The organism is Rhodobacter lacus (genome assembly GCF_042683065.1).
GTDB lineage: Bacteria > Pseudomonadota > Alphaproteobacteria > Rhodobacterales > Rhodobacteraceae > Rhodobacter > Rhodobacter lacus.
Genome location: NZ_JBHUIX010000018.1, coordinates 1 through 25,966, shown reverse-complemented (window position 1 = coordinate 25,966; position 25,966 = coordinate 1). Strand labels below are relative to the sequence as shown.

Below are 25,966 nucleotides of genomic sequence, written 5' to 3'. Positions count from 1 at the left end.
ACCCGGTTGGGGGATGCGCTGATCGAGTGCGATCGGCGGCGCGCGCTCGGGGTAAAGGCCTCTGATCACTAGTATTCGTCGTGGTCAACCCAAAGCAGAATCGGAGTTCTAACTGCCTGCTGCGCCGCAGCACGCAAAACGCCGACATTGAGCGGTTGCAAATCACACATGAGAGGAGGAAAGTCAGAGGACACGCAGCTCGAACTGCGCTCAAGTTGTTGAGGATCGTATGGGACAGAGCATTGCAGTATTGGTTGGAAACACAAGGTATGATGAACTGCCAACTCTTGCATGTTGCGCCAAAGACGTGGACGCAATGCATAGTTTACTGTCTGGGACCCAAAAATTCAGCCAGATCATAGATTTCGTGGATCAGCCACTATCCTCGGTTAAAGATAAATTGCGTGAGCTTGCCGACTTGGAAGGCGGATTTGATGAGGTTTTTCTGTATTTTTCAGGACACGGACTGTCAAATTCAGATGACTTTCATATGTGTTTTTCAGGCTTCAAGGAGACGTCTCCAAACTCGACTGGACTATCACGCTCTGAGGCGTTTGAGTTGCTCCGGCTGTTCGGCGCCGAATTATCTGTAGTCGTTATTGATGCCTGCGAAGCCGGTCGTAATTTGATCAAGGGTGACGTATCTCCGTTGAATCGGGAGTTGAAGTCTGGATTTACTAAATTTGTTCAGGTTTCGTCCTGCATGGAAAGTCAATGCTCTTTGGCAGGGAAAGATATAAGTCTCTTCACAGATGAATTTATTAAAGCTTGTCTTCTAAATGATTGTGGCGTTGTTTATTATTCCGATGTGGAGAATGCGTTGCGCGACGCCTTTCTGGGAAACCCTGAGCAAACACCTTATTTCATTAGACAGGGCACATCTCAGGAGAAATTTTGCGTTGATGCTAGCCGACTTTCTGAATTTCGAAAGGCATATCTACCGCCGCCTGATGCCTTTGAAAAAAACGAAGTTGCGACTTCGCCCATCTCAGCTATTGCTTTAGCAAAGGCAGAAATCGAGAGAATTGAGGCAAAAGTGCCTTCCAAGGAAGCCGCACAGGAATTTATTGATGGGGTTTTCAATGCGACCTTGCGAAATACTGGTTTTGATTTGGAAATCTCAGATTTTTTTGAAATCCGCACCGTCAAATATGACGACTTCGATCACGTGCAGAACAAGCGAACAGTCATAAGCCTGTTAGATCGTCGGGGCGGTTCGGACTCATTTGTTGAAAGTGATGTGCAGAGAATTAAGCGGCGTCAGCCGTTTGGAGGGCTGGGTCTCGGCGTATTTTCTGACCTTGGCGCACCTGACGAATACGATAAAACTTATGAAATATTCAATCACTGCGGATTGGAGTCTGTTCATGTTGGTATTTACTTTGAGCCTAAGTTTATGGCGCTGAATCGGATATTTTCGGAGATTGTATTTTTGCCGCGCCTGACTGAGTGTTTTATACTAACTTGCAACTCGAAAGAGCGGCGCTCTGGCTGGGGATCTTTCAACGAATTTGAAGGCACTAAAAAATGGAGGTGGTCGCACCATGATTGGTCTGATGATCCCGCAGATGTCGCCAGGGAGTATGTATCTGACCCTTATGATTTCGTAGAGGAATATGTCCTTTCGTTCAGTGAGCAACGTAGTTGACAATCACCAATTCCCAGAATTTGAAATCTGACCCGCGATGTGGTGGAGTGCGTTATTTAATGCAGCGGACGACAATGGAACTTTGCCGCAACGAATGTCGCCTCTCCGCCCAGCCGCACCATGACTAAGCCTCCGATCCAGATCGTTTAAATTACGATCTGGATTTTGTCCTGTGCCCGCGTGATCGCGGTGTAGAGCCAGCGCTTCGCGTCTTCTCCGAACACCCGGCTCTCATCGTAGGCGATGACGTGGCCCCACTGGCTGCCCTGTGATTTGTGGCAGGTCAGGGCATAGCCATAGTCGAACTGCTGGCTGTTGCGCTTATCGCGCCATGTCAGGTTCTCAAGTCCGCCGAAGAAGAACTCGCGGCGCACCTGAACGATCACGGTCTTGTCGAAATCCTCGCTTGCCACCTTCATCCGCAGCATGTCCGATTGCGAGCGGCGTTTCAGGTTTTCCTCCACGCGGAACAGGCCGCCGTTGAAGATGCCATGCTCGCGGTCATTCTTGAGGCAAACCAGCCGGTCGCCGGGCTCGGGCATGGGCCCCTCGCGACCGATGATCCGCCGCATGCGCGTGTTGAAGGCTTGGCGGGTGCGGTTCATGCCGACGATCACCTGATCCGCCTGCATGACCTCTTCATCGCTGAGCGTGCCGCGGGCGATGACCCGGCAATCGCCATAGTCGCCACGCGGAATGCTCTGGCCGTTCCGCGCCATCGTTGCGAGCCGGATGATCGGGCTTCCCTCCGCCTGCCGGTGGATCTCGGTCAGCATCACATCGGGCTCGGCCCCGGTGAAATAGCCCTCCCCGTTGACCGGGGGGAGCTGCGCCGGGTCGCCCAGGGCGAGGATGGGCTTTTTGAACGAGAGCATGTCTTTGGCGAGATCTTCATCCACCATCGAGCATTCGTCCGTAACGACCAGATCGGCGCAGGAGAAGGCGCCTTCGCGGTTGATCGAGAAGGCAATGGTGCCATCGCCGTTGTCGATCACCGTATATATAGAAGAGTGGATCGTCGCAGCGTCCACGCAGCCGTTGCGGCGCATCATAAGAGCGGCCTTGCCGGTGAAGGCGCAGAAAGCAACTTGCCACCCCTCGGTGAGGCGCCGGGCGATTGTCGTTTTCCCGGTGCCTGCGTATCCAAAGAGCCGGAAGATCGGCTTGCTGAGGGGCTTGCGCGCCTTGCGCTCGGCCGCGCACTGTTCGAGCCAGCGCGACACCTGATCATAGGCCTGAGCCTGCTGGACGCCGAAGTTGAAGGTCTGTTCGTTCATCGGTCTACCCCCGAACGACGCGTCGCACGAAATCCGCTCCGAAGCCGACGCAAAGAATGATGGCGATGGCGGGCGAGGCCATTGTTGCCGCCCCCAGGATGAAGCCGAGGCCGAAGGCGACGTAGCCCTCTCGAAGCCTCTCAATCTGCTCTTTGATCTTCTGCGACATTGCGCACCTTTCTGGCAGGAAAAGGGATGACGTTCTCCGACGAGGCTCGAGCCTCTTCGAGCTTCATGGCGGCGCGCTGCCGATCACGGCGGCACGTCCCCGCTGCAGCGCAAAGCCGCGGCGTATCGCAAGGGCAGGCCATCGTCAGAACGGAATATCGTCGTCGTAATAGCCGCCTTGGCCGCCAGTGTTCGCGCTGCCGCCGCTGTAGGCGTTTTGCTGGCCGCTGCTGCGCCCCCAGCCGTCATCGCGTTGCTGGCCGCGGCCGCCATTGTAGCCGCCGCCCTGTCCGTCGCCTTCTTTCTTGGAAAGCTTGAGGCTCATGTAACGGCGGCCATCTTTCTCGCCGGTCCACGCCGCGAGCCGGTGCCCCTCGGGCAGATCGACCGGGCCAGAGAAGTCGGGCGCGCGGTCATTGTCTTTGCGGTCGTTGCGGAACAGAACACCGATCCGCTGATAGACGACAAGCTCGGGCCCGCCATCGCGCTTGATCGGCTCATGCACGACCACAAGGCGCTTGTCCGCTCCGTAGACGTTCAGCTTCCCTTGGGCGGAAAGCAATTGGTTATCGTGCGGCGTGAAAACCACGCCGCTGTTGGTATTGTCGCGCTCGGTCATTGTGGGTTCCTCTTACCAGCCGGAGGGGGTGGTGGTTTTGCGCTGTTGCTGCTGAGGCTGCTTGGGGTCTTGCCCGCCCGTCACGCTGTCCTGCGACTGGCTTTGCTGCCCTTCGGGCGGCGGGGCATCGTTCGCCGCAGCCGAGTTGTGCGGCTGCGAGGTGTATTTGTCATCGAAGAGGCCGAGGAAAATGTCCGCGCAGGCGCCAAGCCAACTCGCGCCCTTGGTGTAGGCGTCCGTCAAGCTCTTCTTCGCGGCGTCCTCGTCGTGCATCCAATCGCCCTTCTTGGTGAGGTAGAGCATGGGAGTGCCGCCGAAGGCGTCGAACTTGCCGATCTCGCCTTTCTCGTTGCGGAACCAGAAGGTGATGCAAACCTCGTGGTATTCCTCGCGGATGATCTCGTAGCGCACCGTCTTGGTGATGATGGCCTGCGCGCCATTCTCGCCGGGCGGGCCATATTCCTCGTGGCGCTCGACGGCCACCTGATGCGGGCGCCCGAGGCGGATGCGGTCAAACTTGACCTCGAAGCCCCAACGGTCCCCGATGGGGCCGAACTGCTCCGTCACCTTGAGGATGATGTAGGTCGGGTTCGGACTGTCACCGCGATAGCTCTTGCCGGTGATCGGCTTAGTGAACTTGCGGTCAACCGGCGCGAGGCGCTGCCAGATCCCGACATTGGGGTTCTTTTGGGCGTTCATGCCTTCTTCTCCTGCTGCGCCTGCCACGATTGGCGGCTGGCGAGAAAGCGGTGCGACACCTCGGCAACATAGGCGTCACGGTTCAGGTCGCGGCAGATCATTCGCGCATGATCCGCCGCGGCCTGTGGTGAAGTGAAAAAGCGGAGACGAGGCTTGCTGCCATCCGGCTCCGCCGTCACAACCAGAGTGGTTGCAAGGGTCACGCCGCGTCCTCCTTGACGGTAATGCGGATCGCGCCGCGCTTGTCGCGCTTGAGCGTGATCACGTCGCTGTAAAGCTCGTTCTCGTCGGGCTTCATCAGCTCTTTCAGATCGGTCTTGATCTGCTCATGCCGGTTCGCGGCCTTCTTGGTTTCGATGAACTCGCCAACCATGCCCTGCGCAAAGTTGTCGTTGGCGATGCAGCGCCGCTTGAAGCCGTTGATCGGCACGCTGTCCTTGATCGCCGTGGGCACGGTGGGCTTGCGCGTGTCATCGAAGAACGCGGGCGCGGGCGGGCTCTTGTCGGTGATGTGCGCCCAGAAGCGTTTGGCCTGGGCGATGTAGTGATCCGCCCAATCCTGCGAGAAGCCGACCCAGATCCGCTCGGGTTCGCTCGTGCCAACAACGACCGAGAACAGAAGCTTGTCGACGCCCCAGCAAAGCATGTGGTGCTGCAACTGCGGCATGTAGTAGTCGGAGGCTTCCTCGGCTGAGCCCCAACGCCCGGTCATCTTGACCTCGATGGGAAGAACGGTGCCGGTGCTGATGTGGCGCAGAAGCGCGTCGGGGTGCGAGCCGAAGGGCACGCCGTCGACCTCAAGCTCGGCGTAGTGTTGAAGCTCGCCCTTATCCGGGTGGGTGTAGCTCTTCGACCATTCGAACTCGGCTTGGCCGCGTTCCTCGTTGAGCCGGCGCAAGGTCCAGTCGAGGTGAAAATCCTCGGTGAGGCGCCCGATCTGAACGGCGAAGCTGTCGCTCAGGTCCGGGCGGGCTTGCAGGCCCATCTTCTCACGATAGAGCCGGTCGAAGCTGCCTTCGAGAATATCGCGGGCGTCCGAAGAACCGATGTAGGTGCTGCGGTCCATCAGATTTCCTCCTTGGAGATTTCCACGGTTTCCAGCTTGATTTCGCTCATGCGCGGGAAGCCGTTTTGAACGATCGCGGTGGCGATGCCTGCGCAGATGCGGCCAATCTCTTCCGGGGAAAACCCGACCGAATGCAGCATGATCGTTGCAGCGCCCGCCGCATAAAGCGGAACATCGACGGGCGAGGTGTGATTGGCCTTGCAAGTGTCGAAGATGGCTTCGATCAGCTTGCTGTAGCGGGGATCGTTGAGGGAGAAAGCGAAGGCGCCGTTCATTGTGGTTGGTTCCTCTGGATATAGCCGCGCAGGTTTTGCAGGGCCGTGCCGCGCCATCCGAGGCGTTCGGAAAGCGCACTTTCAATGTCGCTCCATGCCGGGAAGAATTTGCTCGTGCGCTCGATGCTGATAAGCACCGAGGCGCAAGCCTCTTCCGGGTAGGAGGAAAGCCGATCCGCATAAGCGCGGAAAAGCTCGTCGCGGTCGGCCTCGCTCATTTTCTCGTGCTTGGTCGAGAGCCAGAGGCGCTTGAGGGCGCCGAGGATCGGGCGAGGGTCGCGGCGTGGGACTTTCAGCGTCGCAGCGGCTTCAAGGATCGCTGCGCGCGGGGTGTCATTGGGCAGATACCAAATCTCGCCATTCATGGAGCCGAGGAAGTTGGTTTCCGTCCTGCGCTCGAAATCCTTCATTTCTCCGAAGGACATGGAGCGCGCGATCCGTGGTTTCAGGATCAGGCGCAAGGCATCGCAGATTTGCTTATCCTGTTGCGCCGGTGAGAGCGCGGGTTGCGCCGACATTGGCAAAATCCTCCAGCGTCACAGGTTCGACTTTCGCACACCAGCGGTTGCCCTTGGTCTTGAGCTTCCGCCAGCCGTGCACCACGATCTCGAAGCCGCTTTGAAGGGCGGTTTCGGCGCGAGGCTCTGCGAGGATCTTGGTTCGGCGGGCGGCGGTTCCGCTGCCCGAGGTCGTTTGAACAAGCAGGGGAGTGACGCCCGGCTTGATCGCCAGAAGGTCGGCAAAGCCGAAAAGGTCTTGGCGAATGCGAATGTGGGGGTTCCACTTCTCCACGATGGCGACTTCCCAGCCGTCCTCTTTCAGGAGCTTGATGCTGCGCTGCGTGGGGGTCATAGCCCGCTCCGTTCATCGGCTATGAACTGGCCGAGCAGGCGTTTGAGCCGGACGATTTCGGCTCTGGCTTTGGAGAGGGCATCGTTCACCCTCTGGTTGTCGTTTTCGAGGTTCAGCTTGTCTCGCTGCGAGGTCGTAAGCTGGCGTTGCAGCTCTTCGATCTTAGCGAATGTCGGCTTGTAGTCGGTAGGCAGAGTTACAGGGGAGCGTGGCGGTTTCTGTGCGTTTTTGATCGCAAAACCCTGGAACTGCTGTGCGGTGCTGGCAGGCATTTCTGTCCTCTGCTCGGTTTACAGTTGGACGGCAAGTCATTGAAAGTGACATGCCTTTTCGAGCAATGCGCTACAAAAAAATCCTTTGCAATCAATAAATAAGCACGGTCTCCAAAACCGAGGGTCGCGGGTTCGAGTCCCCCTGCCCCTGCCAGCCGTCCTCCATCATCACTGTGCGTTCGGGGCCATTCATGCAATGGTCTTGAAATCCCGTTCGCTTGCGCGTATCTCGGCGCGGTCGCAAGGAAGGAAGCAACATGGCGAACCCGATCCAGTTCATGCAGCAGGTCCGCTCGGAAGTGGGCAAGATTACCTGGCCCAACCGCCGTGAGGTGCTCCTGACCACGGTGATGGTCTTTGTGATGGCGGCTCTCACCGCCGTGTTTTTCTCGCTTGTCGACTGGGCGATCCGCTCGGGGGTGGGCGCAATTCTCGGCTAAGATGCGGCTGGGGCCTTGAAAAGCGGCGGTCAGCCCGCTAAAGGGGCACCAGACTTCGGGACCGGCGTGCATCGATTCGCAGGATGCGCGCCGTGTTGTTTTCCGAGAATGCGGCAAAACCGTTAAAAACACGGTCGCGCCGCGGCAATGGCAGATGTTCGGCGCGGGGCGCCGGGGGGAAGAGGCAGGCTGGGCATGGCGAAGCGTTGGTATTCGGTTTCCGTTCTCTCGAACTTCGAGAAGAAGGTCGCCGAACAGATCCGTCAGGCCGTGACCGAAAAAGGCCTCGAGGATGAGATCGAAGAGGTTCTCGTGCCCACCGAAGAGGTGATCGAGATCCGCCGCGGCAAGAAGGTGACGTCCGAGCGCCGGTTCATGCCGGGCTATGTGCTCGTGCGGATGGAGATGAGCGATCGCGGCTATCACGCGATCACCTCGATCAACCGCGTCACCGGCTTTCTGGGCCCGCAAGGCCGCCCGACGCCGATGCGCGATGCCGAGGTCAACCAGATCCTCAACCGTGAGGGTCCGTCTGGCGAGGTTGCCGCACCGCGCAACCTGATCCGCTTTGACGTGGGCGAGAATGTCTCGGTCACCGATGGCCCGTTCGAGGGCTTCTCGGGCATGGTCGAGGAAGTGGACGATGTCGCGGGCCGCCTGAAGGTCACGGTGTCGATCTTTGGCCGGCCGACGCCGGTCGAGCTGGAATTCACGCAGGTGTCGAAAACCGCCTGACGTGTGTCTGTGGGAGGGGGGAGCAGCGCTCCGCGCCGAACCACTAAACTTCGCCCCATGGTGGGGCGGCAGTGAAAAGGAGAGGGCCACATGGCCAAGAAAGTCATCGGGCAGCTCAAGCTGCAAGTGAAGGCGGGGCAAGCCAACCCCTCCCCGCCGATCGGTCCGGCGCTGGGTCAGCGCGGGATCAACATCATGGAATTCTGCAAGGCGTTCAACGCGCGCACGCAAGAAATGGAACAGGGGTCCCCCGTTCCCTGCGTGATCACGTATTACGCCGACAAGAGCTTCACCTTTGAAACGAAGACCGCTCCGGCCTCGTTCATGCTGAAGAAAGCCGCCGGCCTGAAGCCCGTGGGCAAGCGCAACCGTCCGAAAGGCTCGGCCAAGCCGGGCCGGGAAGTCGCTGGCACCGTGACCGCCGCGCAAGTGCGCGCGATCGCCGAAGCGAAGATGAAAGATCTCAACGCCAACGACATCGAAGGCGCGATGAACATCATCCTCGGCTCGGCGAAGTCGGTCGGTATCGAGGTGAAAGGGTAAGTCATGGCGAAGATCGGTAAACGTTCGGTCGCCGCGCGCGCCGCTTTCGAAGGCAAGGCCAACCTCTCGGTGGAAGAGGCTGTCAAGCTGATCAAATCCGCTGCCTCGGCGAAATTCGACGAGACGGTGGAAATCGCGATGAACCTGGGTGTTGACCCGCGTCACGCGGACCAGATGGTCCGTGGCGTGGTGCGCCTGCCCAACGGCACCGGCAAGACCGTGCGCGTTGCGGTGTTTGCCCGTGGTGCGAAGGCCGATGAGGCCAAAGCCGCCGGGGCCGATATCGTCGGCGCCGAGGACCTGATGGAAACCATTCAGTCGGGCAAGATCGAATTCGATCGCTGCATCGCGACGCCGGACATGATGCCGCTCGTCGGCCGTCTGGGCAAAATCCTCGGCCCGCGCAACCTGATGCCGAACCCGAAAGTCGGCACCGTGACGATGGACGTGAAAGCGGCTGTCGAAGCGGCGAAGGGCGGCGAAGTGCAGTTCAAGGTCGAAAAAGCGGGCGTCATTCACGGCGGTATCGGCAAGGTTTCCTTTGCCGAGGACAAGCTGGCCGAGAACGTGCGCGCTTTCGTGGAAGCCGTGACCCGTGCGAAACCCGCCGGGGCCAAGGGCACCTATGTGAAGAAAGTGTCGCTCTCCTCGACGATGGGCCCGGGCGTTTCGCTCGACCTCGCGACGACCGCCGCGCAATAAGAATTTGCCGGGAAACCGGCGAATGGCGGGGCGGTCAAACGCCCCGTCCTGTCCGAGACGGAGGGTGCCGGGTTCCGGCTTAATGTCCTTCCCGAGATGGGGAACGAGAATTACCGAGGCACTGCCTCGGGCGATCTCGGGAACCGATCGGACCCGACCTGCGGGCACCCGCCCGTGGGAAACGAGAGCCGGGGGGAAACCCCCAACCTTGGAGTGTAACCGTGGATAGAGCCCAAAAAGAGAAAGTGGTCGAGGAACTCGGCCAGATCTTCGAAAGCTCTGGCGTCGTGGTGGTTGCCCACTACGAAGGCATGACGGTTGCTCAGATGCAGGACCTGCGCGCGAAAATGCGTGAAGTTGGTGGGTCCGTCCGCGTTGCCAAGAACACGCTCACCAAGATCGCCCTGGAAGGCAAGCCTTGCGCCAGCATGGCCACTCTTCTGTCGGGTATGACCGTTCTCGCCTATTCCGAAGACCCGGTCGCTGCGGCCAAGGTCGCGGACGCCTATGCCAAGACGAACGACAAGTTCGCTATTCTTGGCGGGTCGATGGGCGGGGAGGCTCTGGATCCGGCCGGTGTCAAAGCCGTCGCTTCCATGCCGTCGCGTGAAGAGCTCATCGCTCAGATCGTGTCGTGCATTGGCGCGCCCGCTTCGAACATCGCCGGCGCCATTGGTGCGCCTGCTTCCAACATCGCGAGCATCCTCAAGACCCTTGAGGAGCGGGAAGCCGCCTGAAGCAATCGATTGCCTTCGTCGGGAAGCCCCGACGTCGGATCAACCCTATATCAGAATGGAACGGAAAAATGGCCGATCTGAAAGCCCTCGCCGAGCAAATCGTCAACCTGACGCTGCTTGAAGCCCAAGAACTGAAAACCATCCTCAAAGACGAATACGGCATCGAGCCGGCCGCCGGTGGCGCCGTCATGATGGCTGCTGCGCCGGGCGCCGCTGCCGAAGCCGTTGAGGAAAAAACCGAATTCGACGTCGTCCTGACCGACGCCGGCGCGAACAAGATCAACGTGATCAAAGAAGTCCGCGCGATCACCGGTCTGGGCCTCAAAGAAGCCAAAGACCTCGTCGAAGCCGGTGGCAAAGTGAAAGAAGCTGCGGCCAAAGCCGAAGCCGAAGAAATCAAGAAAAAGCTCGAAGCGGCTGGCGCCAAGGTCGAGCTCAAGTAATCGGGCAGGGTGCGTCAGCATCCGATCTGATCTTCAGGCTGGGTTCGGGGCTTTCCCGAGCCCAGCCGCACCTGTCTCGGTAAGGGCTTTACAGATAAGCCCTTTCCAAGGCAGGGTCGGTTCGGGAGCTCTCCGGTGGGACGGAGGGCAGGTATGGAACCTGACTCCCTATTCGCCTGCAACGTGTATCGGGCCCCGACGATACGCGCTTGCTACAGACGAAAGGTCACGACGAGCATGGCTCAAGCTTACGTTGGTCAAAAACGCATCCGGCGCTATTACGGCAAAATTCGCGAAGTGCTGGAGATGCCGAACCTCATCGAGGTGCAGAAGGCCTCCTACGACCTGTTCCTGCGCTCGGGCGATGCCGAAAAGCCCTTGGATGGCGAAGGCATTCAAGGGGTGTTCCAATCGGTTTTCCCGATCAAGGATTTCAACGACAACGCGATCCTCGAATTCGTGAAATACGAACTCGAGAAGCCGAAGTTCGACCTCGACGAATGCATGAGCCGCGACCTGACCTATTCGGCGCCGCTCAAGGTGACGCTGCGCCTGATCGTGTTCGATGTGGACGAGACCACCGGGGCGCGGTCGGTCAAGGACATCAAGGAACAAGATGTCTACATGGGCGACATGCCGCTGATGACGCCGAACGGCACGTTCATCGTCAACGGCACCGAGCGGGTCATCGTTTCCCAGATGCACCGCAGCCCGGGCGTGTTCTTCGACCATGACCGGGGCAAGACCCATTCCTCGGGCAAGCTCCTGTTCGCCTGCCGGATCATTCCCTATCGCGGCTCCTGGCTCGACTTTGAATTCGACGCCAAGGATCTCGTGTTCGCGCGCATCGACCGCCGCCGCAAACTGCCGGTGACGACGCTGCTTTACGCGCTCGGCCTCGATCAGGAAGGCATCATGGATGCCTATTACAACACCGTGTCCTTCCGCGCGGAGGGCAAACGCGGCTGGATCACCAAGTTCTTCCCCGAGCGTGTGCGCGGCACCCGCCCGGTCTATGACCTGATTGATGCGGGCTCGGGCGAGGTGATCCTGAAGGCGGGCGAAAAGGCCACGCCGCGGATGGTGAAAAAGTGGATCGACGAGGCGGCGGTGACGGAAGTCCTCGTGCCCTTCGATCACATTCTCGGCCGCTACTGCGCCAAGGATATCATCAACGAATCCACCGGTTACATCTACATCGAGGCGGGCGACGAGCTCACCGCGGAATATGACCGCGATGGCCAGCTTGTCGGCGGCTCGATCAAGACGCTGCTCGACAACGGCGTGACCGAGATCCCGGTGCTCGACATCGACAACATCAACGTTGGCCCCTACATCCGCAACACGATGGCGGCCGACAAGAACATGAACCGCGATCAGGCGCTGATGGACATCTATCGCGTCATGCGTCCGGGCGAGCCGCCGACCGTCGAAGCGGCCTCGACCATGTTCGACACGCTGTTCTTCGACAGCGAGCGCTATGATCTCTCGGCTGTCGGCCGGGTGAAGATGAACATGCGCCTTGACCTCGATGCGCCGGACACCCAGCGCACGCTGCGCCGCGCGGACATCATCGCCTGCATCAAGGGGCTGGTGGAGCTGCGCGACGGCAAGGGCGAGATCGACGACATCGACCACCTCGGCAACCGCCGGGTGCGCTCGGTCGGCGAGCTGATGGAGAACCAGTATCGCGTTGGCCTTCTGCGCATGGAACGCGCGATCAAGGAACGCATGTCCTCGGTCGAGATCGACACGGTGATGCCGCAAGATCTGATCAACGCCAAACCGGCGGCGGCGGCGGTGCGCGAATTCTTCGGCTCCTCGCAGCTCTCGCAGTTCATGGACCAAACCAACCCGCTCTCGGAAGTGACGCACAAGCGCCGTCTTTCGGCGCTCGGGCCGGGCGGTCTGACGCGCGAACGCGCGGGCTTCGAGGTGCGCGACGTGCACCCGACCCACTATGGCCGGATGTGCCCGATTGAAACGCCCGAAGGTCAGAACATCGGTCTGATCAACTCGCTCGCCACGTTCGCGCGGGTGAACAAATATGGCTTCATCGAAACCCCCTACCGCCGGGTGATCGAGGGGCAGGTGACCGATGAGGTCATCTATATGTCCGCGACCGAAGAGATGCGCCACACCATCGCGCAGGCGAACGCGACGCTCGACGAGAACGGCAAGTTCGTCAATGATCTCGTCTCGACCCGTCAGGCGGGCGAATTCATGCTCAACCCGGTCGAGGCCGTGGACCTGATCGACGTGTCGCCGAAACAGCTCGTTTCGGTTGCCGCGGCGCTCATCCCCTTCCTCGAAAACGACGACGCCAACCGCGCGCTGATGGGCTCGAACATGCAGCGCCAGGCCGTGCCGCTTCTGCGCAACGAGGCGCCCTTCGTCGGCACCGGCATGGAAGCCACGGTGGCGCGCGACTCTGGCGCCGCGATCATGGCGCGCCGCGGCGGGATCGTGGATCAGGTCGATGCGCAGCGGATCGTTATCCGCGCGAATGAAGACCTCGGCATGGGCGATGCGGGCGTGGACATCTACCGTCTGCGCAAGTTCAAGCGCTCGAACCAGTCCTCGACGATCAACCAGCGTCCGATCGTCAAGGTGGGGGACATCGTTGCCAAGGGGCAGGTGGTTGCCGACGGTCCCTCGACCGATCAGGGCGAACTGGCGCTTGGCCGCAACGTGGTCGTCGCCTTCATGCCCTGGAACGGCTACAACTACGAAGACTCGATCCTGATCTCGGAGCGCATCCACCAAGATGACGTGTTCACCTCGATCCATATCGAGGAATACGAAGTGGCGGCGCGCGACACCAAGCTCGGGCCGGAAGAGATCACCCGCGACATCCCGAACGTCGGCGAGGAAGCCCTGCGCAACCTCGACGAGGCGGGCATCGTCTATATCGGCGCCGAAGTGGGGCCGGGCGACATTCTCGTGGGCAAGATCACGCCGAAGGGCGAAAGCCCGATGACGCCGGAAGAAAAACTTCTGCGCGCCATCTTCGGTGAAAAGGCGTCTGACGTGCGCGACACCTCGCTGCGCCTGCCGCCGGGGGCCTATGGCACGATCGTCGAAGTGCGCGTCTTCAACCGCCACGGCGTTGATAAAGACGAGCGCGCGCTGCAGATCGAGCGTGAAGAGGTCGAACGGCTCGCGCGTGACCGCGATGACGAGATGGCGATCCTTGAGCGCAACATCTACGCGCGCCTGAAAACGCTGATCCTCGGCAAGGTCGCGGTGAAGGGGCCGAAAGGCATCAAGCCCGGCGCCGAGATCACCGAAGAGCTGCTTGGCACGCTGAGCCGTGGCCAATGGTGGCAGCTCGCCCTTGAAAACGAAGGCGATGCGAAGGAAGTGGAAGCGCTGAACGACCAGTTCGACGCGCAAAAACGCGCCCTTGAGCATCGCTTCGAGGACAAGGTCGAGAAGGTCCGCCAGGGCGACGATCTGCCTCCGGGCGTGATGAAGATGGTCAAGGTCTTCGTGGCCGTGAAGCGCAAGCTGCAAGCGGGCGACAAGATGGCCGGTCGTCACGGCAACAAGGGCGTTGTCTCGAAGGTCGTGCCGAAGGAAGACATGCCCTTCCTTGCCGATGGCACCCCGGTTGACCTCGTGCTGAACCCGCTCGGCGTGCCGTCGCGGATGAACGTCGGGCAGATCCTCGAAACCCACATGGGCTGGGCGTCGCGCGGTCTGGGCATCCAGATCGACGAGGCGATCAAGGAGTACAAGCGCTCCGGCGATCTGACCCCGGTGCGCGACGCGATGCGCCACGGCTATGGCGACGAGACCTATGAGGACGTCTTTGCCGAGATGGAGGAAGAGCGCTTCGTCGAATGTGCCGAACAGGTGCGCGGCGGTGTGCCGATTGCCACCCCGGTCTTTGACGGGGCCAAGGAAGCCGACATCAACAACGCGCTGCTCCGCGCGGGCTTCGACCAGTCTGGCCAGTCGGAAGTGTTCGACGGTCGCACCGGCGAGAAATTTGCCCGTCGCGTCACCGTTGGCGTGAAATACTTCCTCAAGCTGCACCACCTTGTCGACGACAAGATGCACGCCCGCTCGACCGGCCCGTACTCGCTCGTCACGCAGCAGCCGCTGGGTGGTAAGGCGCAGTTCGGTGGTCAGCGTCTGGGGGAGATGGAGGTCTGGGCACTCGAAGCCTACGGCGCCGCCTACACCCTGCAAGAGATGCTGACGGTGAAATCGGACGACGTGGCCGGGCGGACGAAAGTCTACGAGAGCATCGTCAAGGGCGAGGACAACTTCGAAGCCGGCGTGCCGGAATCGTTCAACGTTCTCGTCAAGGAAGTGCGCGGCCTCGGCCTCAACATGGAACTCCTGGATTCGGAGGAAGAGGAGTGAGGGCGCAAGCCCTCCTCCCCCCCTCTGATCTCATTCAAGGAAAGAACTGATGAACCAGGAACTGACCCAAAACCCGTTCAACCCGCTTGCCGCGCCGAAGGCCTTTGACGAGATCAAGATCTCGCTGGCCTCGCCGGAGCGGATTCTGAGCTGGTCCTACGGCGAAATCAAAAAGCCCGAGACCATCAACTACCGCACCTTCAAACCGGAGCGGGACGGCCTCTTCTGCGCGCGTATCTTTGGCCCGATCAAGGATTACGAGTGCCTGTGCGGCAAATACAAGCGGATGAAATATCGCGGCGTTGTCTGCGAGAAATGCGGCGTCGAAGTGACGCTGCAAAAGGTCCGCCGCGAGCGCATGGGCCATATCGAGCTGGCCTCGCCTGTTGCCCATATCTGGTTTTTGAAATCGCTGCCGAGCCGCATCGGCCTCATGCTCGACATGACGCTGCGCGATCTTGAGCGCATCCTCTATTTCGAAAACTATGTCGTCATCGAACCGGGCCTGACCGAGCTTTCCTACGGCCAGCTGCTCACCGAGGACGAATATCTCGACGCGCAAGACCAATACGGCGCCGACGCTTTCACCGCCAATATCGGCGCGGAAGCGATCCGCGAAATGCTTGCCGCGATCGACCTTGAGGCGACCGCCGAGCAACTGCGCGAAGAGCTGAAAGAAGCCACGGGCGAGCTGAAACCGAAGAAGATCATCAAACGGCTGAAAATCGTCGAGAGCTTCATCGAGTCGAAAAACCGCCCGGAATGGATGATCCTGACGGTGCTGCCGGTGATTCCGCCGGAGTTGCGCCCGCTGGTGCCGCTTGATGGGGGCCGGTTCGCGACGTCGGACCTCAACGACCTCTACCGCCGCGTGATCAACCGCAACAACCGTCTGAAACGGCTGATCGAACTGCGTGCGCCCGATATCATCGTGCGCAACGAAAAGCGGATGCTGCAAGAAGCGGTCGATGCGCTCTTTGACAACGGCCGTCGTGGCCGTGTCATCACCGGCACCAACAAACGCCCGCTGAAATCGCTTTCCGACATGCTCAAGGGCAAGCAGGGCCGGTTCCGTCAGAACCTGCTCGGCAAGCGCGTCGACTTCTCGGGCCGTTCGGTGATTGTGACGGGGCCGGAACTCAAGCTGCATCAATGCGGCCTGCCCAAGAAGATGGCACTCGAACTCTTCAAGCCCTTCATCTACTCGCGCCTTGAGGCCAAGGGCCTCAGCTCGACGGTGAAACAGGCGAAGAAACTGGTGGAAAAGGAACGTCCCGAGGTTTGGGACATTCTTGACGAGGTGATCCGCGAACACCCGGTGCTGCTCAACCGCGCGCCGACGCTGCACCGCCTCGGCATCCAGGCGTTTGAGCCGCAACTGATCGAGGGCAAGGCGATCCAGCTTCACCCGCTTGTCTGCTCGGCCTTCAACGCCGACTTCGACGGTGACCAGATGGCCGTGCACGTGCCGCTCTCGCTGGAAGCCCAGCTTGAAGCGCGCGTGCTGATGATGTCGACCAACAACGTGCTCTCGCCCGCGAACGGCTCGCCGATCATCGTGCCGTCGCAAGATATGGTGCTCGGGCTCTATTACACGACGATGGAGCGCAAGGGCATGCCGGGCGAAGGCATGGTGTTCTCTTCGGTGGAAGAAGTCGAACACGCGCTGAACTCCGGCGCGGTGCATCTGCATGCCAAGGTCAAGGCCCGCATCAAGCAGATCGACGAAGAGGGCAACGAGGTCTGGAAACGGTATGACACCACGCCCGGCCGGATTCGGCTTGGCAACCTGCTGCCGCTCAATGCGAAAGCGCCGTTTGATCTCGTCAACCGCCCGCTGCGGAAGAAAGACGTGCAAAACGTCATCGACACCGTCTACCGCTACTGCGGCCAGAAAGAGTCGGTGATCTTCTGTGACCAGATCATGGGGCTCGGCTTCCGCGAGGCGTTCAAGGCCGGTATCTCGTTCGGCAAGGACGACATGCTGATCCCGGAACGCAAATGGGAAATCGTTGATGGCGTGCGCGAGCAGGTCAAGGAATTCGAACAGCAATACATGGACGGTCTGATCACCCAAGGTGAGAAGTACAACAAGGTCGTCGATGCCTGGTCGAAATGCTCGGATGCCGTTGCCGCCGAGATGATGAAGGAAATTTCTGCCGTGCGCGTCGATGATGCGGGCATGGAGAAAGAGCCGAACTCGGTCTACATGATGTCCCACTCCGGGGCGCGGGGGTCGCCGGCGCAGATGAAGCAGCTCGGCGGGATGCGCGGCCTGATGGCCAAGCCCTCGGGCGAGATCATCGAAACGCCGATCATCTCGAACTTTAAAGAAGGCCTGACCGTGCTCGAGTACTTCAACTCGACCCACGGTGCCCGCAAGGGTCTGGCCGATACCGCGCTGAAAACCGCGAACTCGGGCTATCTGACCCGCCGTCTCGTCGACGTGGCGCAGGACTGCATCGTGCGCTCGCACGATTGCGGCACCGAACGCGCGATCACCGCTTCGGCGGCGGTCAACGACGGCGAGGTGGTGTCGCCGCTCTCCGAGCGTGTGCTGGGCCGCGTGGCCGCCGATGACGTCTTCGTGCCGGGCACCGATGAGGTGCTGGTGCGCAAGAACGAGCTGATCGACGAGCGCAAGGCCGACCTGATCGAGCAAAATGCGATCCAGTCGATCCGCATCCGCTCGGCGCTGACCTGCGAGGCCGAAGAGGGCGTTTGCGCGCTCTGCTACGGTCGTGACCTCGCGCGCGGCACGCTGGTGAACCAGGGCGAAGCGGTGGGCATCATCGCCGCGCAGTCGATTGGGGAACCGGGCACGCAGCTGACGATGCGGACCTTCCACATCGGCGGCATCGCGCAGGGCGGCCAGCAATCCTTCCTCGAAGCGTCGAGCGAAGGCACGATCGAGTTCCGCAACGCCAACATTCTGGTGAACGATGCGGGCGAGCAGATCGTGATGGGCCGCAACATGCAGATCGCGATCATGTCCGAGCAGGGCGAGGAACGGGCGAGCCACAAGCTCTCCTACGGCTCCAAGCTCTTCGTGAAGGACGGGGCCCCGGTCAAGCGCGGCGACAAGCTGTTCGAATGGGACCCCTACACCCTGCCGATCATCGCCGAAAAGGCCGGTGTCGCGAAGTTCGTCGACCTGATCTCGGGCATCTCGGTGCGCGAAGAAACCGACGATGCCACCGGCATGACGCAGAAGATCGTGACCGACTGGCGCTCGGCGCCGAAGGGCAACGACCTCAAGCCGGAAATCATCGTCGTCAACGCCGATGGTGAGCCGGTGCGCAACGAGGCCGGCAACCCTGTCACCTACCCGATGTCCGTCGATGCGATTCTCTCGATCGAAGACGGCCAGGAGGTGAAGGCCGGTGACGTGGTGGCGCGGATCCCGCGCGAAGGCGCGAAGACCAAGGACATCACCGGCGGTCTGCCGCGTGTGGCCGAACTCTTCGAGGCCCGGCGTCCGAAGGATCACGCGATCATCGCCGAGATCGATGGCTATGTGCGCTTTGGCAAGGACTACAAGAACAAGCGCCGCATCACCATCGAGCCCTCGCAAGAGGGTCACGAGCCGGTTGAATACATGGTGCCGAAAGGCAAGCACATCCCGGTGCAGGAAGGCGACTTCGTGCAGAAGGGGGATTACATCATGGACGGCAACCCGGCGCCGCATGACATTCTGCGCATCATGGGGATCGAGGCTCTGGCCGATTACCTGATCGACGAGGTGCAGGACGTTTACCGGCTGCAGGGCGTGAAGATCAACGACAAGCACATCGAGGTGATCGTGCGGCAGATGCTGCAAAAGATCGAGATCCTCGATTCGGGCGACACCACGCTTCTCAAGGGCGAGAACATCGACAAGTCGGAGTTCGACGAAGAGAATGCCAAGGTCGAAGCCCGTGGCGGACGTCCGGCGACGGGCGAGCCGGTGCTTCTGGGCATCACCAAAGCCTCGTTGCAGACGCGCTCGTTCATCTCTGCGGCCTCGTTCCAGGAGACGACGCGCGTGCTCACCGAGGCCTCGGTGCAGGGCAAGCGCGACAAGCTTGTCGGGCTGAAGGAGAACGTGATCGTCGGCCGTCTGATCCCGGCGGGCACGGGTGGTGCCACCACCCGCGTGCGCAAGATTGCCGCCGAACGCGACCACAGCGTGATCGAGGCGCGCCGCGCCGAGGCCGCAGAGGCCGCCGCGCTCGCCGCGCCGATCGACACCTCCTACGAGGACGCCGATTTCGGCCCGGTGGAAACGCCCGAAAGCCGCGATTGATCCTCTGACGATCTGAAAAACGCCCCCGCGCAAGCTGCTTGCGCGGGGGTTTTTCTTTGCCGGCCCTGTTTCGCCGCACGTGGCGCGGCGACCCGGGCGGGGGGCTTTGCCCCCCGCACCCCCCCGCGTTGGCGCAGGTTTTGGGGGCGAGGGCAGGCGCGCCGACGCAGGACAAGGGCGGCCCGCCTGCGGCGTTTTGTTTACAAGCCCGGGGGCGGGCTGTATCAGGTGCGAGCCCATCCGGCAAAGAGGCCTCACATGACCGACATCTCCATCGTCATCCCCGCCCGCAATGAGGCGGAGAATATCGCGACGCTTCTTGACGGGATCGAGGCGGCGCTCGCCGGGCGCGATTTCGAGGTGATCGTGGTCGATGATGCCTCCGACGACGGGATGGCCGATCTTCTCAAGGCGCGCATGGCCCGCGCGCCGCGGCTGCGCGTGTTGCGCAATGACCGCGCGGGCGGGCAATCGGCGGCGGTGCATTCGGGCGTGCGCGCCGCCACGGGCACGATCTGTGCCACGCTTGATGGCGACGGGCAGAACCCGCCCGAGGAACTGCCCAAACTGATCGCGCCCCTCTTGGCGCCCGGCGCCGATAAAATCGGCCTTGTCGCAGGCCAGCGCGTCGACCGGCAAGACACCTGGTCGAAAAAGCTCGCCTCGCGCTTTGCCAATGGGCTGCGCGCTCTGGTGCTGAAGGACGGCACCCGCGACACCGGCTGTGGGCTCAAGGCCTTCCGTCGCGCGGCCTTCATGGATCTGCCCTATTTCGACCATATGCACCGCTACCTGCCCGCGCTGTTTGCGCGCGACGGCTGGGGGGTGGCGCATGTCGACGTTTCGCACCGGGCGCGGGGCGGCGGCCGGTCGCATTATTCCAACCTGCAACGCGGCCTTGTGGGGGCGGTTGATCTGCTGGGCGTGGCCTGGCTCATTCGTCGCCGCAAGAAATCCCGCCCGAACGAGGTGACGCGATGACCGAATGGCTGGAACGGCTCCTGCATGTCGAAAGCTCGATCGAGCTTTGGTGGGTGATCTTTGGCTTTGCGGCGCAGGCGATGTTCACCGCGCGGTTTCTTGTGCAGTGGATCGCCTCGGAGCGGGCGCGCGATTCGGTGATGCCTGTCGCGTTTTGGTATTTCTCGCTTGCGGGCGGGGTGATGCTGCTCGCCTATGCGCTCTACCGCGCAGACCCGGTGTTCATCTTGGGGCAAGCGCTCGGCGTGGTGATCTATTCGCGCAACCTGTGGCTGATCCGGGACAAACGTCGCCGTGACATCTGAGGGCGCAAAATCGGAGCGCCGCGGCGGCTGGCTCTTGCCCGCGGCGCTTGTGGTGAGTGCCGTGGTCGCGCTGCGGCTCGGCGCACTGGCCTTCGACCGCACCGATCTGTTTGTCGATGAGGCGCAATACTGGCTCTGGGGCCAGCGGCTCGATTTTGGCTATTACTCGAAGCCGCCGCTGATCGGCTGGCTCCTGCGCGCGGTGACCGATCTGGCCGGATCAAGCGATCCGTTCTGGGTGCGGATGCCCGGCGCCGTTCTGCACGGGCTGACCGCGCTGATCCTTGGCGCGCTCGGGGCCCGCATCGGCGGCGCGCGGGCCGGGCTCGCGGCGGCGGTGCTCTACATCACGCTGCCGTTCGTGGCGCTCGGGTCCTGGCTGATCTCGACCGATACGGTGATGGCGCCGTTCTTTGCGCTCGCGCTCTTGTTCTTCTGGCGCGCGGGAGAGAGCCGCGCCCCCCGCGAGGGCGCAATGGCGGGGCTCGCGATCGGGCTCGCCTTCATGGCGAAATATGCGGCGCTCTATTTTTGGGGCGGGGCCGCGCTCGCCATGCTTCTCGTGCCGGCGCGGCGGATTGGCTGGCGGGCGCTTGGCGCCATGCTCGGGGCCTTTGCGCTCGTCATCGCGCCGAATGTGGTCTGGAACCTCACCCACAAGCTTACCACGCTTGAGCATACGCTCGACAATGTGGGCTGGGTGCGCGCGGGGGCCGGGGCGAATATCGCCTCGATGGCAGAGTTTTTCGGCGCGCAATTCGCGGTCTTCGGCCCCGTCACTTTCGCCGTGCTGCTTTGGGGCTTCACCCGGCTCGGCGATCCGGTCAAGCGCGCGCTTGCGGCGCTCTCGATCCTGCCGCTTGTGGCGGTGACGGCGCAGGCCTTCCTTGGCAAGGCGCAGGCAAACTGGGCGGTGGCCGCCTATTTTGCGGGAACGGTGCTGGTGGCGCTGCTGCTGTCGCGCCGCGCGCTGCTTGGGGCGCTGGCGCTCAACCTGCTGGCCTGCCTCGCCGTGCCGGTGCTGAGTGTCTTCGCGCCCGGGCTGGGGCCGGACGACAAGCCCTGGATGAAGCGCTATCTCGGCCGGGCCGAACTCAGCACCCGCATTCTCGATCTTGCGCGCGCCGAGGGGCTGCCGGTTTACGCGCAGGACCGCGATATTCTGGCCGATCTCTTCTACACCGGGCGGGACCAGGTCGGCCCGGGCGGGGTGACGGTCTATGCGCCGCCCCCCGGCGCGCGCGCGCATAATTACTATGAGCAAAACTTCGCCCTGCCGCGCGATTACCGCGGCAAGGTTCTGGCCGTGCTGCCCGCGCCCCTCACCTGCGGCGCCGGTGATCTGCCGCCCGCGGCGAACCTGAACGGCGCCGGCACCTGGGCGGGCAAGGGCATCACCCCCTATGTCGTCGATGCGGAGTGTCTTCATGCGGCCCCTTGATCATCTGCGCGCCGCCTATTGGCTCACTTTCGGCTGGCTTGCCGCAGCGATCCTGTTTCGCCATTTTTCGGGCACCGACCCGGCGGTGACGGGGCTGTTCTATCGCCCCGGCGCGGGCTTCCCGATCGCGCGGATCGAGGTGCTCAGTGTGCTGCGCGAAGCGCTGTGGAACGCAGCGCTGGGGGTGTTTGTGCTTTCTGCCGTTGCCCTCGTCTGGACCTGGCGGGGGCGCGTGCTGGCCGGGCTTGGCGCAGACCGCTGGGGGATCATTTTCTGGCTGTTCCTCCTCGGCCCCGGCGTGATCGTGAACCTTTGGCTGAAAAACGTCTCCGGGCGTGCCCGCCCCGATCAGACCGAGCTGTTTGGCGGCGCGGCGCAGTTTTCGCTGCCCGGCGTTTTCACCGATCAATGCGCGCAGAATTGCTCTTTTGTCTCGGGCGAGGTCGCGGCGACGACGGCGATGGCGGTTGCGCTCTTTCTCTTCAGCGCGCCGTGGCGGGGCCGGTGGGCCCTTGCGCGCCGCGCCCTGCGCGGGCTTGCGCTGGCGCTGACGGCCTTGGTGATCGTCCAGCGCGTGGGGGCGGGGCGGCACTTTGCCTCTGACGCGGTCTTTGCCGTCTTGATCACCCTGACCCTCGCTTGGGCGCTGGAGATCTGGCGGCAGGTCTTTGCGCGGCGCGACTGACGCCCGGGCTCGGGGCCGGCGGGGTTTTGCCCCCAAACTCCGGCTTTCCGCGCGCCAGAGGCGGTTGCAGTTGACTCTTGGCTGCGCCCCACCTATAGCGCGCCCATCCAGCGCTCCCTTTCGACTCCTGTTCGAGAGGCGGCTTGGGGCCCCATAGCCTCGATCCTCTGGATGACGGCCGTTCGACCTTCCTCGGAAGGGCGGACGGATTTGGTGTTTCGTGATGGGCACGAAACGCCGTCGAGAAGCGGCGCACCCCGTGTGGGTGCGAGTATTGACAAGCAGAACGGGGAACCGAATGCCGACGATCCAGCAGCTGATCCGCAAACCGCGGCAGCCCAAGGTGCAGCGCAGCAAATCGCAGCACCTCCAGGAATGCCCGCAAAAGCGGGGCGTGTGCACGCGCGTGTACACCACCACTCCGAAGAAACCGAACTCCGCTATGCGTAAGGTGGCCAAGGTCCGCCTGACGAATGGCTTCGAGGTCATCTCCTACATCCCGGGCGAAAAGCACAACCTGCAAGAGCACTCCGTTGTGCTCATCCGCGGCGGCCGGGTGAAAGACCTTCCGGGTGTCCGTTACCACATCCTGCGCGGTGTGCTCGACACCCAAGGCGTCAAAGACCGTCGTCAACGCCGTTCGAAATACGGCGCGAAGCGTCCGAAGTAAGGAGATCCTCAGATGTCTCGTCGTCACGCCGCTGAGAAGCGCGAAGTGCTGCCCGACGCCAAATATGGCGACCGGGTGCTGACCAAATTCATGAACAACCTGATGATCGACGGCAAAAAATCGGTTGCCGAACGCATCGTCTACAACGCGCTCGAGCGGATCGAAGCCCGCGCCAAGCGTGCGCCCGTGGAAGTGTTCCACGAAGCGCTCGACAACGTGAAGCCCGCCGTCGAAGTGCGCTCGCGTCGCGTTGGCGGTGCCACCTATCAGGTGCCGGTCGAAGTGCGTCCGACCCGCCGTGAGGCGCTGGCGATCCGCTGGCTCATCACTGCCGCGAAAAACCGCAACGAGAACACCATGGAAGAGCGCCTCGCCGGCGAGCTGCTCGACGCCATGAACTCGCGCGGCTCCGCGGTGAAAAAGCGCGAAGACACCCACAAGATGGCCGACGCGAACAAAGCGTTCAGCCATTACCGTTGGTAAGGGATCGAACACATGGCACGCGAATATCCGCTCCAGCGCTACCGCAACTTCGGCATCATGGCGCACATCGATGCCGGCAAGACCACCACGACCGAACGGATTCTCTACTACACCGGCAAGTCGCACAAAATCGGCGAGGTGCATGACGGCGCCGCGACGATGGACTGGATGGAGCAGGAGCAGGAGCGGGGGATCACCATCACCTCGGCTGCGACCACCACCTTCTGGCAGCGTCAGGAAGACCCGACCAAGGAAGGCACTTCGGACACGAAGTTCCGCTTCAACATCATCGACACCCCCGGCCACGTTGACTTCACGATCGAAGTCGAACGCTCGCTCGCGGTGCTCGACGGTGCGGTTTGCCTTCTCGACGCCAACGCTGGCGTGGAGCCGCAAACCGAGACGGTGTGGCGTCAGGCCGACCGTTACAAGGTTCCGCGGATCGTCTTTGTCAACAAGATGGACAAGATCGGCGCCGACTACTTCAAGTGCGTCGAGATGATCAAGGACCGCACCGGCGGCACCCCCTGCCCGGTGGCGCTCCCGATCGGGGCCGAAGACCAGCTCGAAGGCATCATCGACCTGATCAAGATGGAAGAATGGGTCTGGAAGGGCGAAGACCTCGGCGCGAGCTGGGTCCGTCAACCGGTCCGTGACGACCTGAAGGATCTCGCCGACACCTGGCGTGCCAACATGATCGAACTCGCCGTCGAAATGGACGACGACGCGATGGAAGCCTATCTCGAAGGCAACGAACCCGACGAAGACACGCTGCGCAAGCTGATCCGCAAGGGCACGCTGGCGATGGCCTTCTTCCCGGTGCTCGCCGGCTCGGCGTTCAAGAACAAGGGCGTGCAGCCCCTCCTGAACGCGGTGATCGACTTCCTGCCGGGCCCGCTCGACGTGCCGGCCTATGTCGGCTTCGCCCCGGGCGACGAGACGGAAACCCGCAACATCGAGCGTCATGCCTCGGACGAAGAGCCCTTCTCGGGCCTCGCGTTCAAGATCATGAACGACCCCTTCGTGGGTTCGCTGACCTTCACGCGCGTCTATTCGGGCGTCGTGAAAAAAGGCGACCAGATGCTCAACGCGACCAAAGGCAAGCGCGAACGCGTTGGCCGGATGATGATGATGCACTCGATCAACCGCGAGGAGATCGAAGAGGCGTTTGCCGGCGACATCATCGCGCTCGCGGGTCTGAAGGAAACCACCACGGGCGACACGCTTTGCGATCCGTCCAAACCTGTGGTTCTCGAAACCATGACCTTCCCGGAACCGGTGATCGAGATCGCCGTGGAACCGAAGTCGAAAGCTGACCAGGAGAAGATGGGCCTTGCCCTCGCGCGCCTGGCTGCCGAAGACCCGTCGTTCCGCGTCGAGACCAACTTCGAATCGGGCCAGACGATCATGAAGGGGATGGGCGAACTTCACCTCGACATTCTCGTTGACCGGATGAAGCGCGAGTTCAAGGTCGAGGCCAACATCGGTGCGCCGCAGGTGGCCTACCGCGAAACCATCTCGCGCTCTGCCGAGATCGACTACACGCACAAGAAACAAACCGGTGGGACCGGCCAGTTCGCGCGCGTGAAACTCGTGATCGACCCGACCGAGCCGGGCGAAGGCTATTCGTTCGAAAGCAAGATCGTGGGCGGTGCGGTGCCGAAGGAATACATCCCCGGTGTCGAAAAAGGCATCAAGTCGGTGATGGATTCCGGTCCGCTCGCGGGCTTCCCGGTGATCGACTTCAAGGTGGCGCTGATCGACGGTGCCTTCCACGACGTCGACTCCTCGGTGCTGGCCTTCGAAATCGCCACCCGTGCCGCGATGCGCGAAGGTCTGAAAAAGGCCGGCGCGAAGCTGCTCGAGCCGATCATGAAAGTCGAAGTGGTGACCCCGGAAGAATACACCGGCGGCATCATCGGCGATCTCACCTCGCGTCGGGGCATGGTGCAGGGGCAAGACTCCCGCGGCAACGCCAACGTGATCAACGCGATGGTGCCGCTGGCGAACATGTTCGGCTACATCAACACGCTGCGTTCGATGTCTTCGGGCCGCGCCGTCTTCTCGATGATCTTCGATCATTATGACGCCGTGCCGCAGAACATCTCGGACGAAATCCAGAAGAAATACGCCTGATGCGACGGGGCCCGGTCTTCCGGGCCCCTCACGCGCAGGATCAACGACCAGGAGGCCATCATGGCAAAGGCAAAGTTTGAACGGAACAAACCGCACGTCAACATCGGCACGATCGGCCACGTTGACCACG

Annotated in this window: 26 protein-coding genes; 16 read left to right on the top strand and 10 right to left on the bottom strand. The window is 61.8% G+C overall.

What is annotated here, in order from left to right; genetic code table 11:
- The first annotated feature begins 229 nt into the window (after positions 1-229).
- The gene (locus ACFSM0_RS16385) at positions 230-1,648 is read left to right on the top strand and encodes a caspase family protein (RefSeq protein WP_377392947.1); all 1,419 of its coding nucleotides are present in this window, start codon (positions 230-232) and stop codon (positions 1,646-1,648) included.
- Positions 1,649-1,794: 146 nt separating this feature from the next.
- On the opposite strand, the gene ACFSM0_RS16380 is transcribed toward ACFSM0_RS16385, so the two are convergent.
- The 10 genes from ACFSM0_RS16380 to ACFSM0_RS16335 all read right to left on the bottom strand — a co-directional run bounded on the left by ACFSM0_RS16380 (position 1,795) and on the right by ACFSM0_RS16335 (position 6,876).
- Positions 1,795-2,925, bottom strand: coding sequence for an ATP-dependent DNA helicase (locus ACFSM0_RS16380; RefSeq protein ID WP_377392944.1), 1,131 nt, complete (start codon positions 2,923-2,925; stop codon positions 1,795-1,797).
- A gap of 4 nt (positions 2,926-2,929) precedes the next feature.
- On the bottom strand, positions 2,930-3,094 hold the full coding sequence (locus tag ACFSM0_RS16375; protein WP_377392941.1) for a hypothetical protein: 165 nt from the start codon (positions 3,092-3,094) through the stop codon (positions 2,930-2,932).
- Positions 3,095-3,238: 144 nt separating this feature from the next.
- Positions 3,239-3,712: a hypothetical protein gene (locus tag ACFSM0_RS16370; RefSeq protein WP_377392938.1), complete on the bottom strand. Its 474-nt coding sequence runs from the start codon at positions 3,710-3,712 to the stop codon at positions 3,239-3,241.
- 12 nt (positions 3,713-3,724) lie between these two features.
- A complete protein-coding gene (locus ACFSM0_RS16365) occupies positions 3,725-4,411 on the bottom strand; it encodes a hypothetical protein (protein ID WP_377392935.1) in 687 nt (228 codons plus the stop codon).
- Positions 4,408-4,614, bottom strand: a complete 207-nt coding sequence (locus ACFSM0_RS16360; protein ID WP_377392932.1) for a hypothetical protein — start codon at positions 4,612-4,614, stop codon at positions 4,408-4,410. The genes ACFSM0_RS16365 and ACFSM0_RS16360 overlap by 4 nt, the downstream gene beginning before the upstream one ends.
- Positions 4,611-5,477 carry a hypothetical protein gene (locus ACFSM0_RS16355; RefSeq protein ID WP_377392929.1) on the bottom strand — a complete coding sequence of 289 codons (867 nt, stop codon included), beginning with the start codon at positions 5,475-5,477 and terminating at the stop codon, positions 4,611-4,613. Before ACFSM0_RS16355 ends, ACFSM0_RS16360 begins: the two co-directional genes overlap by 4 nt.
- Entirely contained in the window at positions 5,477-5,752 is a 276-nt protein-coding gene (locus tag ACFSM0_RS16350) for a hypothetical protein (protein WP_377392926.1), read from the bottom strand. The genes ACFSM0_RS16355 and ACFSM0_RS16350 overlap by 1 nt, the downstream gene beginning before the upstream one ends.
- Positions 5,749-6,177 (bottom strand): hypothetical protein, encoded by a 429-nt coding sequence (locus ACFSM0_RS16345; protein WP_377392923.1) that lies wholly within the window; start codon positions 6,175-6,177, stop codon positions 5,749-5,751. Before ACFSM0_RS16345 ends, ACFSM0_RS16350 begins: the two co-directional genes overlap by 4 nt.
- A gap of 52 nt (positions 6,178-6,229) precedes the next feature.
- Positions 6,230-6,604, bottom strand: coding sequence for a hypothetical protein (locus tag ACFSM0_RS16340; protein WP_377392920.1), 375 nt, complete (start codon positions 6,602-6,604; stop codon positions 6,230-6,232).
- Positions 6,601-6,876, bottom strand: coding sequence for a hypothetical protein (locus tag ACFSM0_RS16335; RefSeq protein ID WP_377392917.1), 276 nt, complete (start codon positions 6,874-6,876; stop codon positions 6,601-6,603). Before ACFSM0_RS16335 ends, ACFSM0_RS16340 begins: the two co-directional genes overlap by 4 nt.
- A 257-nt stretch (positions 6,877-7,133) precedes the next feature.
- Between ACFSM0_RS16335 and secE the strand changes: the two genes are divergently transcribed.
- The 15 genes from secE (at position 7,134) to fusA (ending at position 25,836) form a co-directional block, all read left to right on the top strand.
- Positions 7,134-7,316, top strand: a complete 183-nt coding sequence (gene secE / locus ACFSM0_RS16330; RefSeq protein WP_097068664.1) for a preprotein translocase subunit SecE — start codon at positions 7,134-7,136, stop codon at positions 7,314-7,316.
- A 195-nt stretch (positions 7,317-7,511) separates the two neighbouring features.
- Entirely contained in the window at positions 7,512-8,051 is a 540-nt protein-coding gene (gene nusG / locus ACFSM0_RS16325) for a transcription termination/antitermination protein NusG (RefSeq protein ID WP_097068663.1), read from the top strand.
- 90 nt (positions 8,052-8,141) lie between these two features.
- Positions 8,142-8,594, top strand: coding sequence for a 50S ribosomal protein L11 (gene rplK, locus ACFSM0_RS16320; RefSeq protein WP_377392912.1), 453 nt, complete (start codon positions 8,142-8,144; stop codon positions 8,592-8,594).
- Positions 8,595-8,597: 3 nt separating this feature from the next.
- Positions 8,598-9,296 (top strand): 50S ribosomal protein L1, encoded by a 699-nt coding sequence (rplA, locus tag ACFSM0_RS16315; RefSeq protein ID WP_377392909.1) that lies wholly within the window; start codon positions 8,598-8,600, stop codon positions 9,294-9,296.
- 221 nt (positions 9,297-9,517) lie between these two features.
- Complete coding sequence (gene rplJ, locus ACFSM0_RS16310; RefSeq protein WP_377392906.1) at positions 9,518-10,033, top strand: 50S ribosomal protein L10; 516 nt, start codon at positions 9,518-9,520, stop codon at positions 10,031-10,033.
- A 68-nt stretch (positions 10,034-10,101) separates the two neighbouring features.
- Entirely contained in the window at positions 10,102-10,476 is a 375-nt protein-coding gene (gene rplL / locus ACFSM0_RS16305; RefSeq protein ID WP_377392903.1) for a 50S ribosomal protein L7/L12, read from the top strand.
- Between the two features lie 237 nt (positions 10,477-10,713).
- The gene (gene rpoB, locus ACFSM0_RS16300) at positions 10,714-14,850 is read left to right on the top strand and encodes a DNA-directed RNA polymerase subunit beta (protein ID WP_377392900.1); all 4,137 of its coding nucleotides are present in this window, start codon (positions 10,714-10,716) and stop codon (positions 14,848-14,850) included.
- 49 nt (positions 14,851-14,899) lie between these two features.
- Positions 14,900-19,135 (top strand): DNA-directed RNA polymerase subunit beta', encoded by a 4,236-nt coding sequence (gene rpoC, locus ACFSM0_RS16295; RefSeq protein ID WP_377392897.1) that lies wholly within the window; start codon positions 14,900-14,902, stop codon positions 19,133-19,135.
- 258 nt (positions 19,136-19,393) lie between these two features.
- Positions 19,394-20,116, top strand: coding sequence for a glycosyltransferase family 2 protein (locus ACFSM0_RS16290; RefSeq protein ID WP_377392894.1), 723 nt, complete (start codon positions 19,394-19,396; stop codon positions 20,114-20,116).
- Positions 20,113-20,421 (top strand): lipid-A-disaccharide synthase N-terminal domain-containing protein, encoded by a 309-nt coding sequence (locus ACFSM0_RS16285; RefSeq protein ID WP_377392891.1) that lies wholly within the window; start codon positions 20,113-20,115, stop codon positions 20,419-20,421. Before ACFSM0_RS16290 ends, ACFSM0_RS16285 begins: the two co-directional genes overlap by 4 nt.
- A complete protein-coding gene (locus ACFSM0_RS16280) occupies positions 20,411-21,862 on the top strand; it encodes an ArnT family glycosyltransferase (protein ID WP_377392888.1) in 1,452 nt (483 codons plus the stop codon). Before ACFSM0_RS16285 ends, ACFSM0_RS16280 begins: the two co-directional genes overlap by 11 nt.
- A complete protein-coding gene (locus tag ACFSM0_RS16275; protein WP_377392885.1) occupies positions 21,849-22,547 on the top strand; it encodes a phosphatase PAP2 family protein in 699 nt (232 codons plus the stop codon). The genes ACFSM0_RS16280 and ACFSM0_RS16275 overlap by 14 nt, the downstream gene beginning before the upstream one ends.
- 298 nt (positions 22,548-22,845) lie before the next feature.
- A complete protein-coding gene (rpsL, locus tag ACFSM0_RS16270; protein WP_097068649.1) occupies positions 22,846-23,217 on the top strand; it encodes a 30S ribosomal protein S12 in 372 nt (123 codons plus the stop codon).
- A gap of 12 nt (positions 23,218-23,229) precedes the next feature.
- On the top strand, positions 23,230-23,700 hold the full coding sequence (rpsG, locus tag ACFSM0_RS16265) for a 30S ribosomal protein S7 (RefSeq protein ID WP_377392881.1): 471 nt from the start codon (positions 23,230-23,232) through the stop codon (positions 23,698-23,700).
- Between the two features lie 12 nt (positions 23,701-23,712).
- A complete protein-coding gene (gene fusA / locus ACFSM0_RS16260) occupies positions 23,713-25,836 on the top strand; it encodes an elongation factor G (RefSeq protein WP_377392877.1) in 2,124 nt (707 codons plus the stop codon).
- The last annotated feature ends 130 nt before the right edge of the window (positions 25,837-25,966 follow it).

Excerpts from the sequence above, each read along its gene's own strand:
- ACFSM0_RS16340 (WP_377392920.1), bottom strand. The coding sequence starts at position 6,604 with ATGACCCCCACGCAGCGCAGCATCAAGCTCCTGAAAGAGGACGGCTGG.
- fusA (WP_377392877.1), top strand. The coding sequence starts at position 23,713 with ATGGCACGCGAATATCCGCTCCAGCGCTACCGCAACTTCGGCATCATG.
- rpoB (WP_377392900.1), top strand. The coding sequence starts at position 10,714 with ATGGCTCAAGCTTACGTTGGTCAAAAACGCATCCGGCGCTATTACGGC.
- rplA (WP_377392909.1), top strand. The coding sequence starts at position 8,598 with ATGGCGAAGATCGGTAAACGTTCGGTCGCCGCGCGCGCCGCTTTCGAA.
- ACFSM0_RS16370 (WP_377392938.1), bottom strand. The coding sequence starts at position 3,712 with ATGACCGAGCGCGACAATACCAACAGCGGCGTGGTTTTCACGCCGCAC.
- rpoC (WP_377392897.1), top strand. The coding sequence starts at position 14,900 with ATGAACCAGGAACTGACCCAAAACCCGTTCAACCCGCTTGCCGCGCCG.
- secE (WP_097068664.1), top strand. The coding sequence starts at position 7,134 with ATGGCGAACCCGATCCAGTTCATGCAGCAGGTCCGCTCGGAAGTGGGC.
- ACFSM0_RS16355 (WP_377392929.1), bottom strand. The coding sequence starts at position 5,477 with ATGGACCGCAGCACCTACATCGGTTCTTCGGACGCCCGCGATATTCTC.
- rplK (WP_377392912.1), top strand. The coding sequence starts at position 8,142 with ATGGCCAAGAAAGTCATCGGGCAGCTCAAGCTGCAAGTGAAGGCGGGG.
- ACFSM0_RS16350 (WP_377392926.1), bottom strand. The coding sequence starts at position 5,752 with ATGAACGGCGCCTTCGCTTTCTCCCTCAACGATCCCCGCTACAGCAAG.
- rpsL (WP_097068649.1), top strand. The coding sequence starts at position 22,846 with ATGCCGACGATCCAGCAGCTGATCCGCAAACCGCGGCAGCCCAAGGTG.
- ACFSM0_RS16275 (WP_377392885.1), top strand. The coding sequence starts at position 21,849 with ATGCGGCCCCTTGATCATCTGCGCGCCGCCTATTGGCTCACTTTCGGC.
- nusG (WP_097068663.1), top strand. The coding sequence starts at position 7,512 with ATGGCGAAGCGTTGGTATTCGGTTTCCGTTCTCTCGAACTTCGAGAAG.
- ACFSM0_RS16385 (WP_377392947.1), top strand. The coding sequence starts at position 230 with ATGGGACAGAGCATTGCAGTATTGGTTGGAAACACAAGGTATGATGAA.
- ACFSM0_RS16285 (WP_377392891.1), top strand. The coding sequence starts at position 20,113 with ATGACCGAATGGCTGGAACGGCTCCTGCATGTCGAAAGCTCGATCGAG.
- ACFSM0_RS16380 (WP_377392944.1), bottom strand. The coding sequence starts at position 2,925 with ATGAACGAACAGACCTTCAACTTCGGCGTCCAGCAGGCTCAGGCCTAT.
- ACFSM0_RS16290 (WP_377392894.1), top strand. The coding sequence starts at position 19,394 with ATGACCGACATCTCCATCGTCATCCCCGCCCGCAATGAGGCGGAGAAT.
- ACFSM0_RS16365 (WP_377392935.1), bottom strand. The coding sequence starts at position 4,411 with ATGAACGCCCAAAAGAACCCCAATGTCGGGATCTGGCAGCGCCTCGCG.
- ACFSM0_RS16375 (WP_377392941.1), bottom strand. The coding sequence starts at position 3,094 with ATGTCGCAGAAGATCAAAGAGCAGATTGAGAGGCTTCGAGAGGGCTAC.
- ACFSM0_RS16345 (WP_377392923.1), bottom strand. The coding sequence starts at position 6,177 with ATGTCCTTCGGAGAAATGAAGGATTTCGAGCGCAGGACGGAAACCAAC.
- rplL (WP_377392903.1), top strand. The coding sequence starts at position 10,102 with ATGGCCGATCTGAAAGCCCTCGCCGAGCAAATCGTCAACCTGACGCTG.
- ACFSM0_RS16335 (WP_377392917.1), bottom strand. The coding sequence starts at position 6,876 with ATGCCTGCCAGCACCGCACAGCAGTTCCAGGGTTTTGCGATCAAAAAC.
- rpsG (WP_377392881.1), top strand. The coding sequence starts at position 23,230 with ATGTCTCGTCGTCACGCCGCTGAGAAGCGCGAAGTGCTGCCCGACGCC.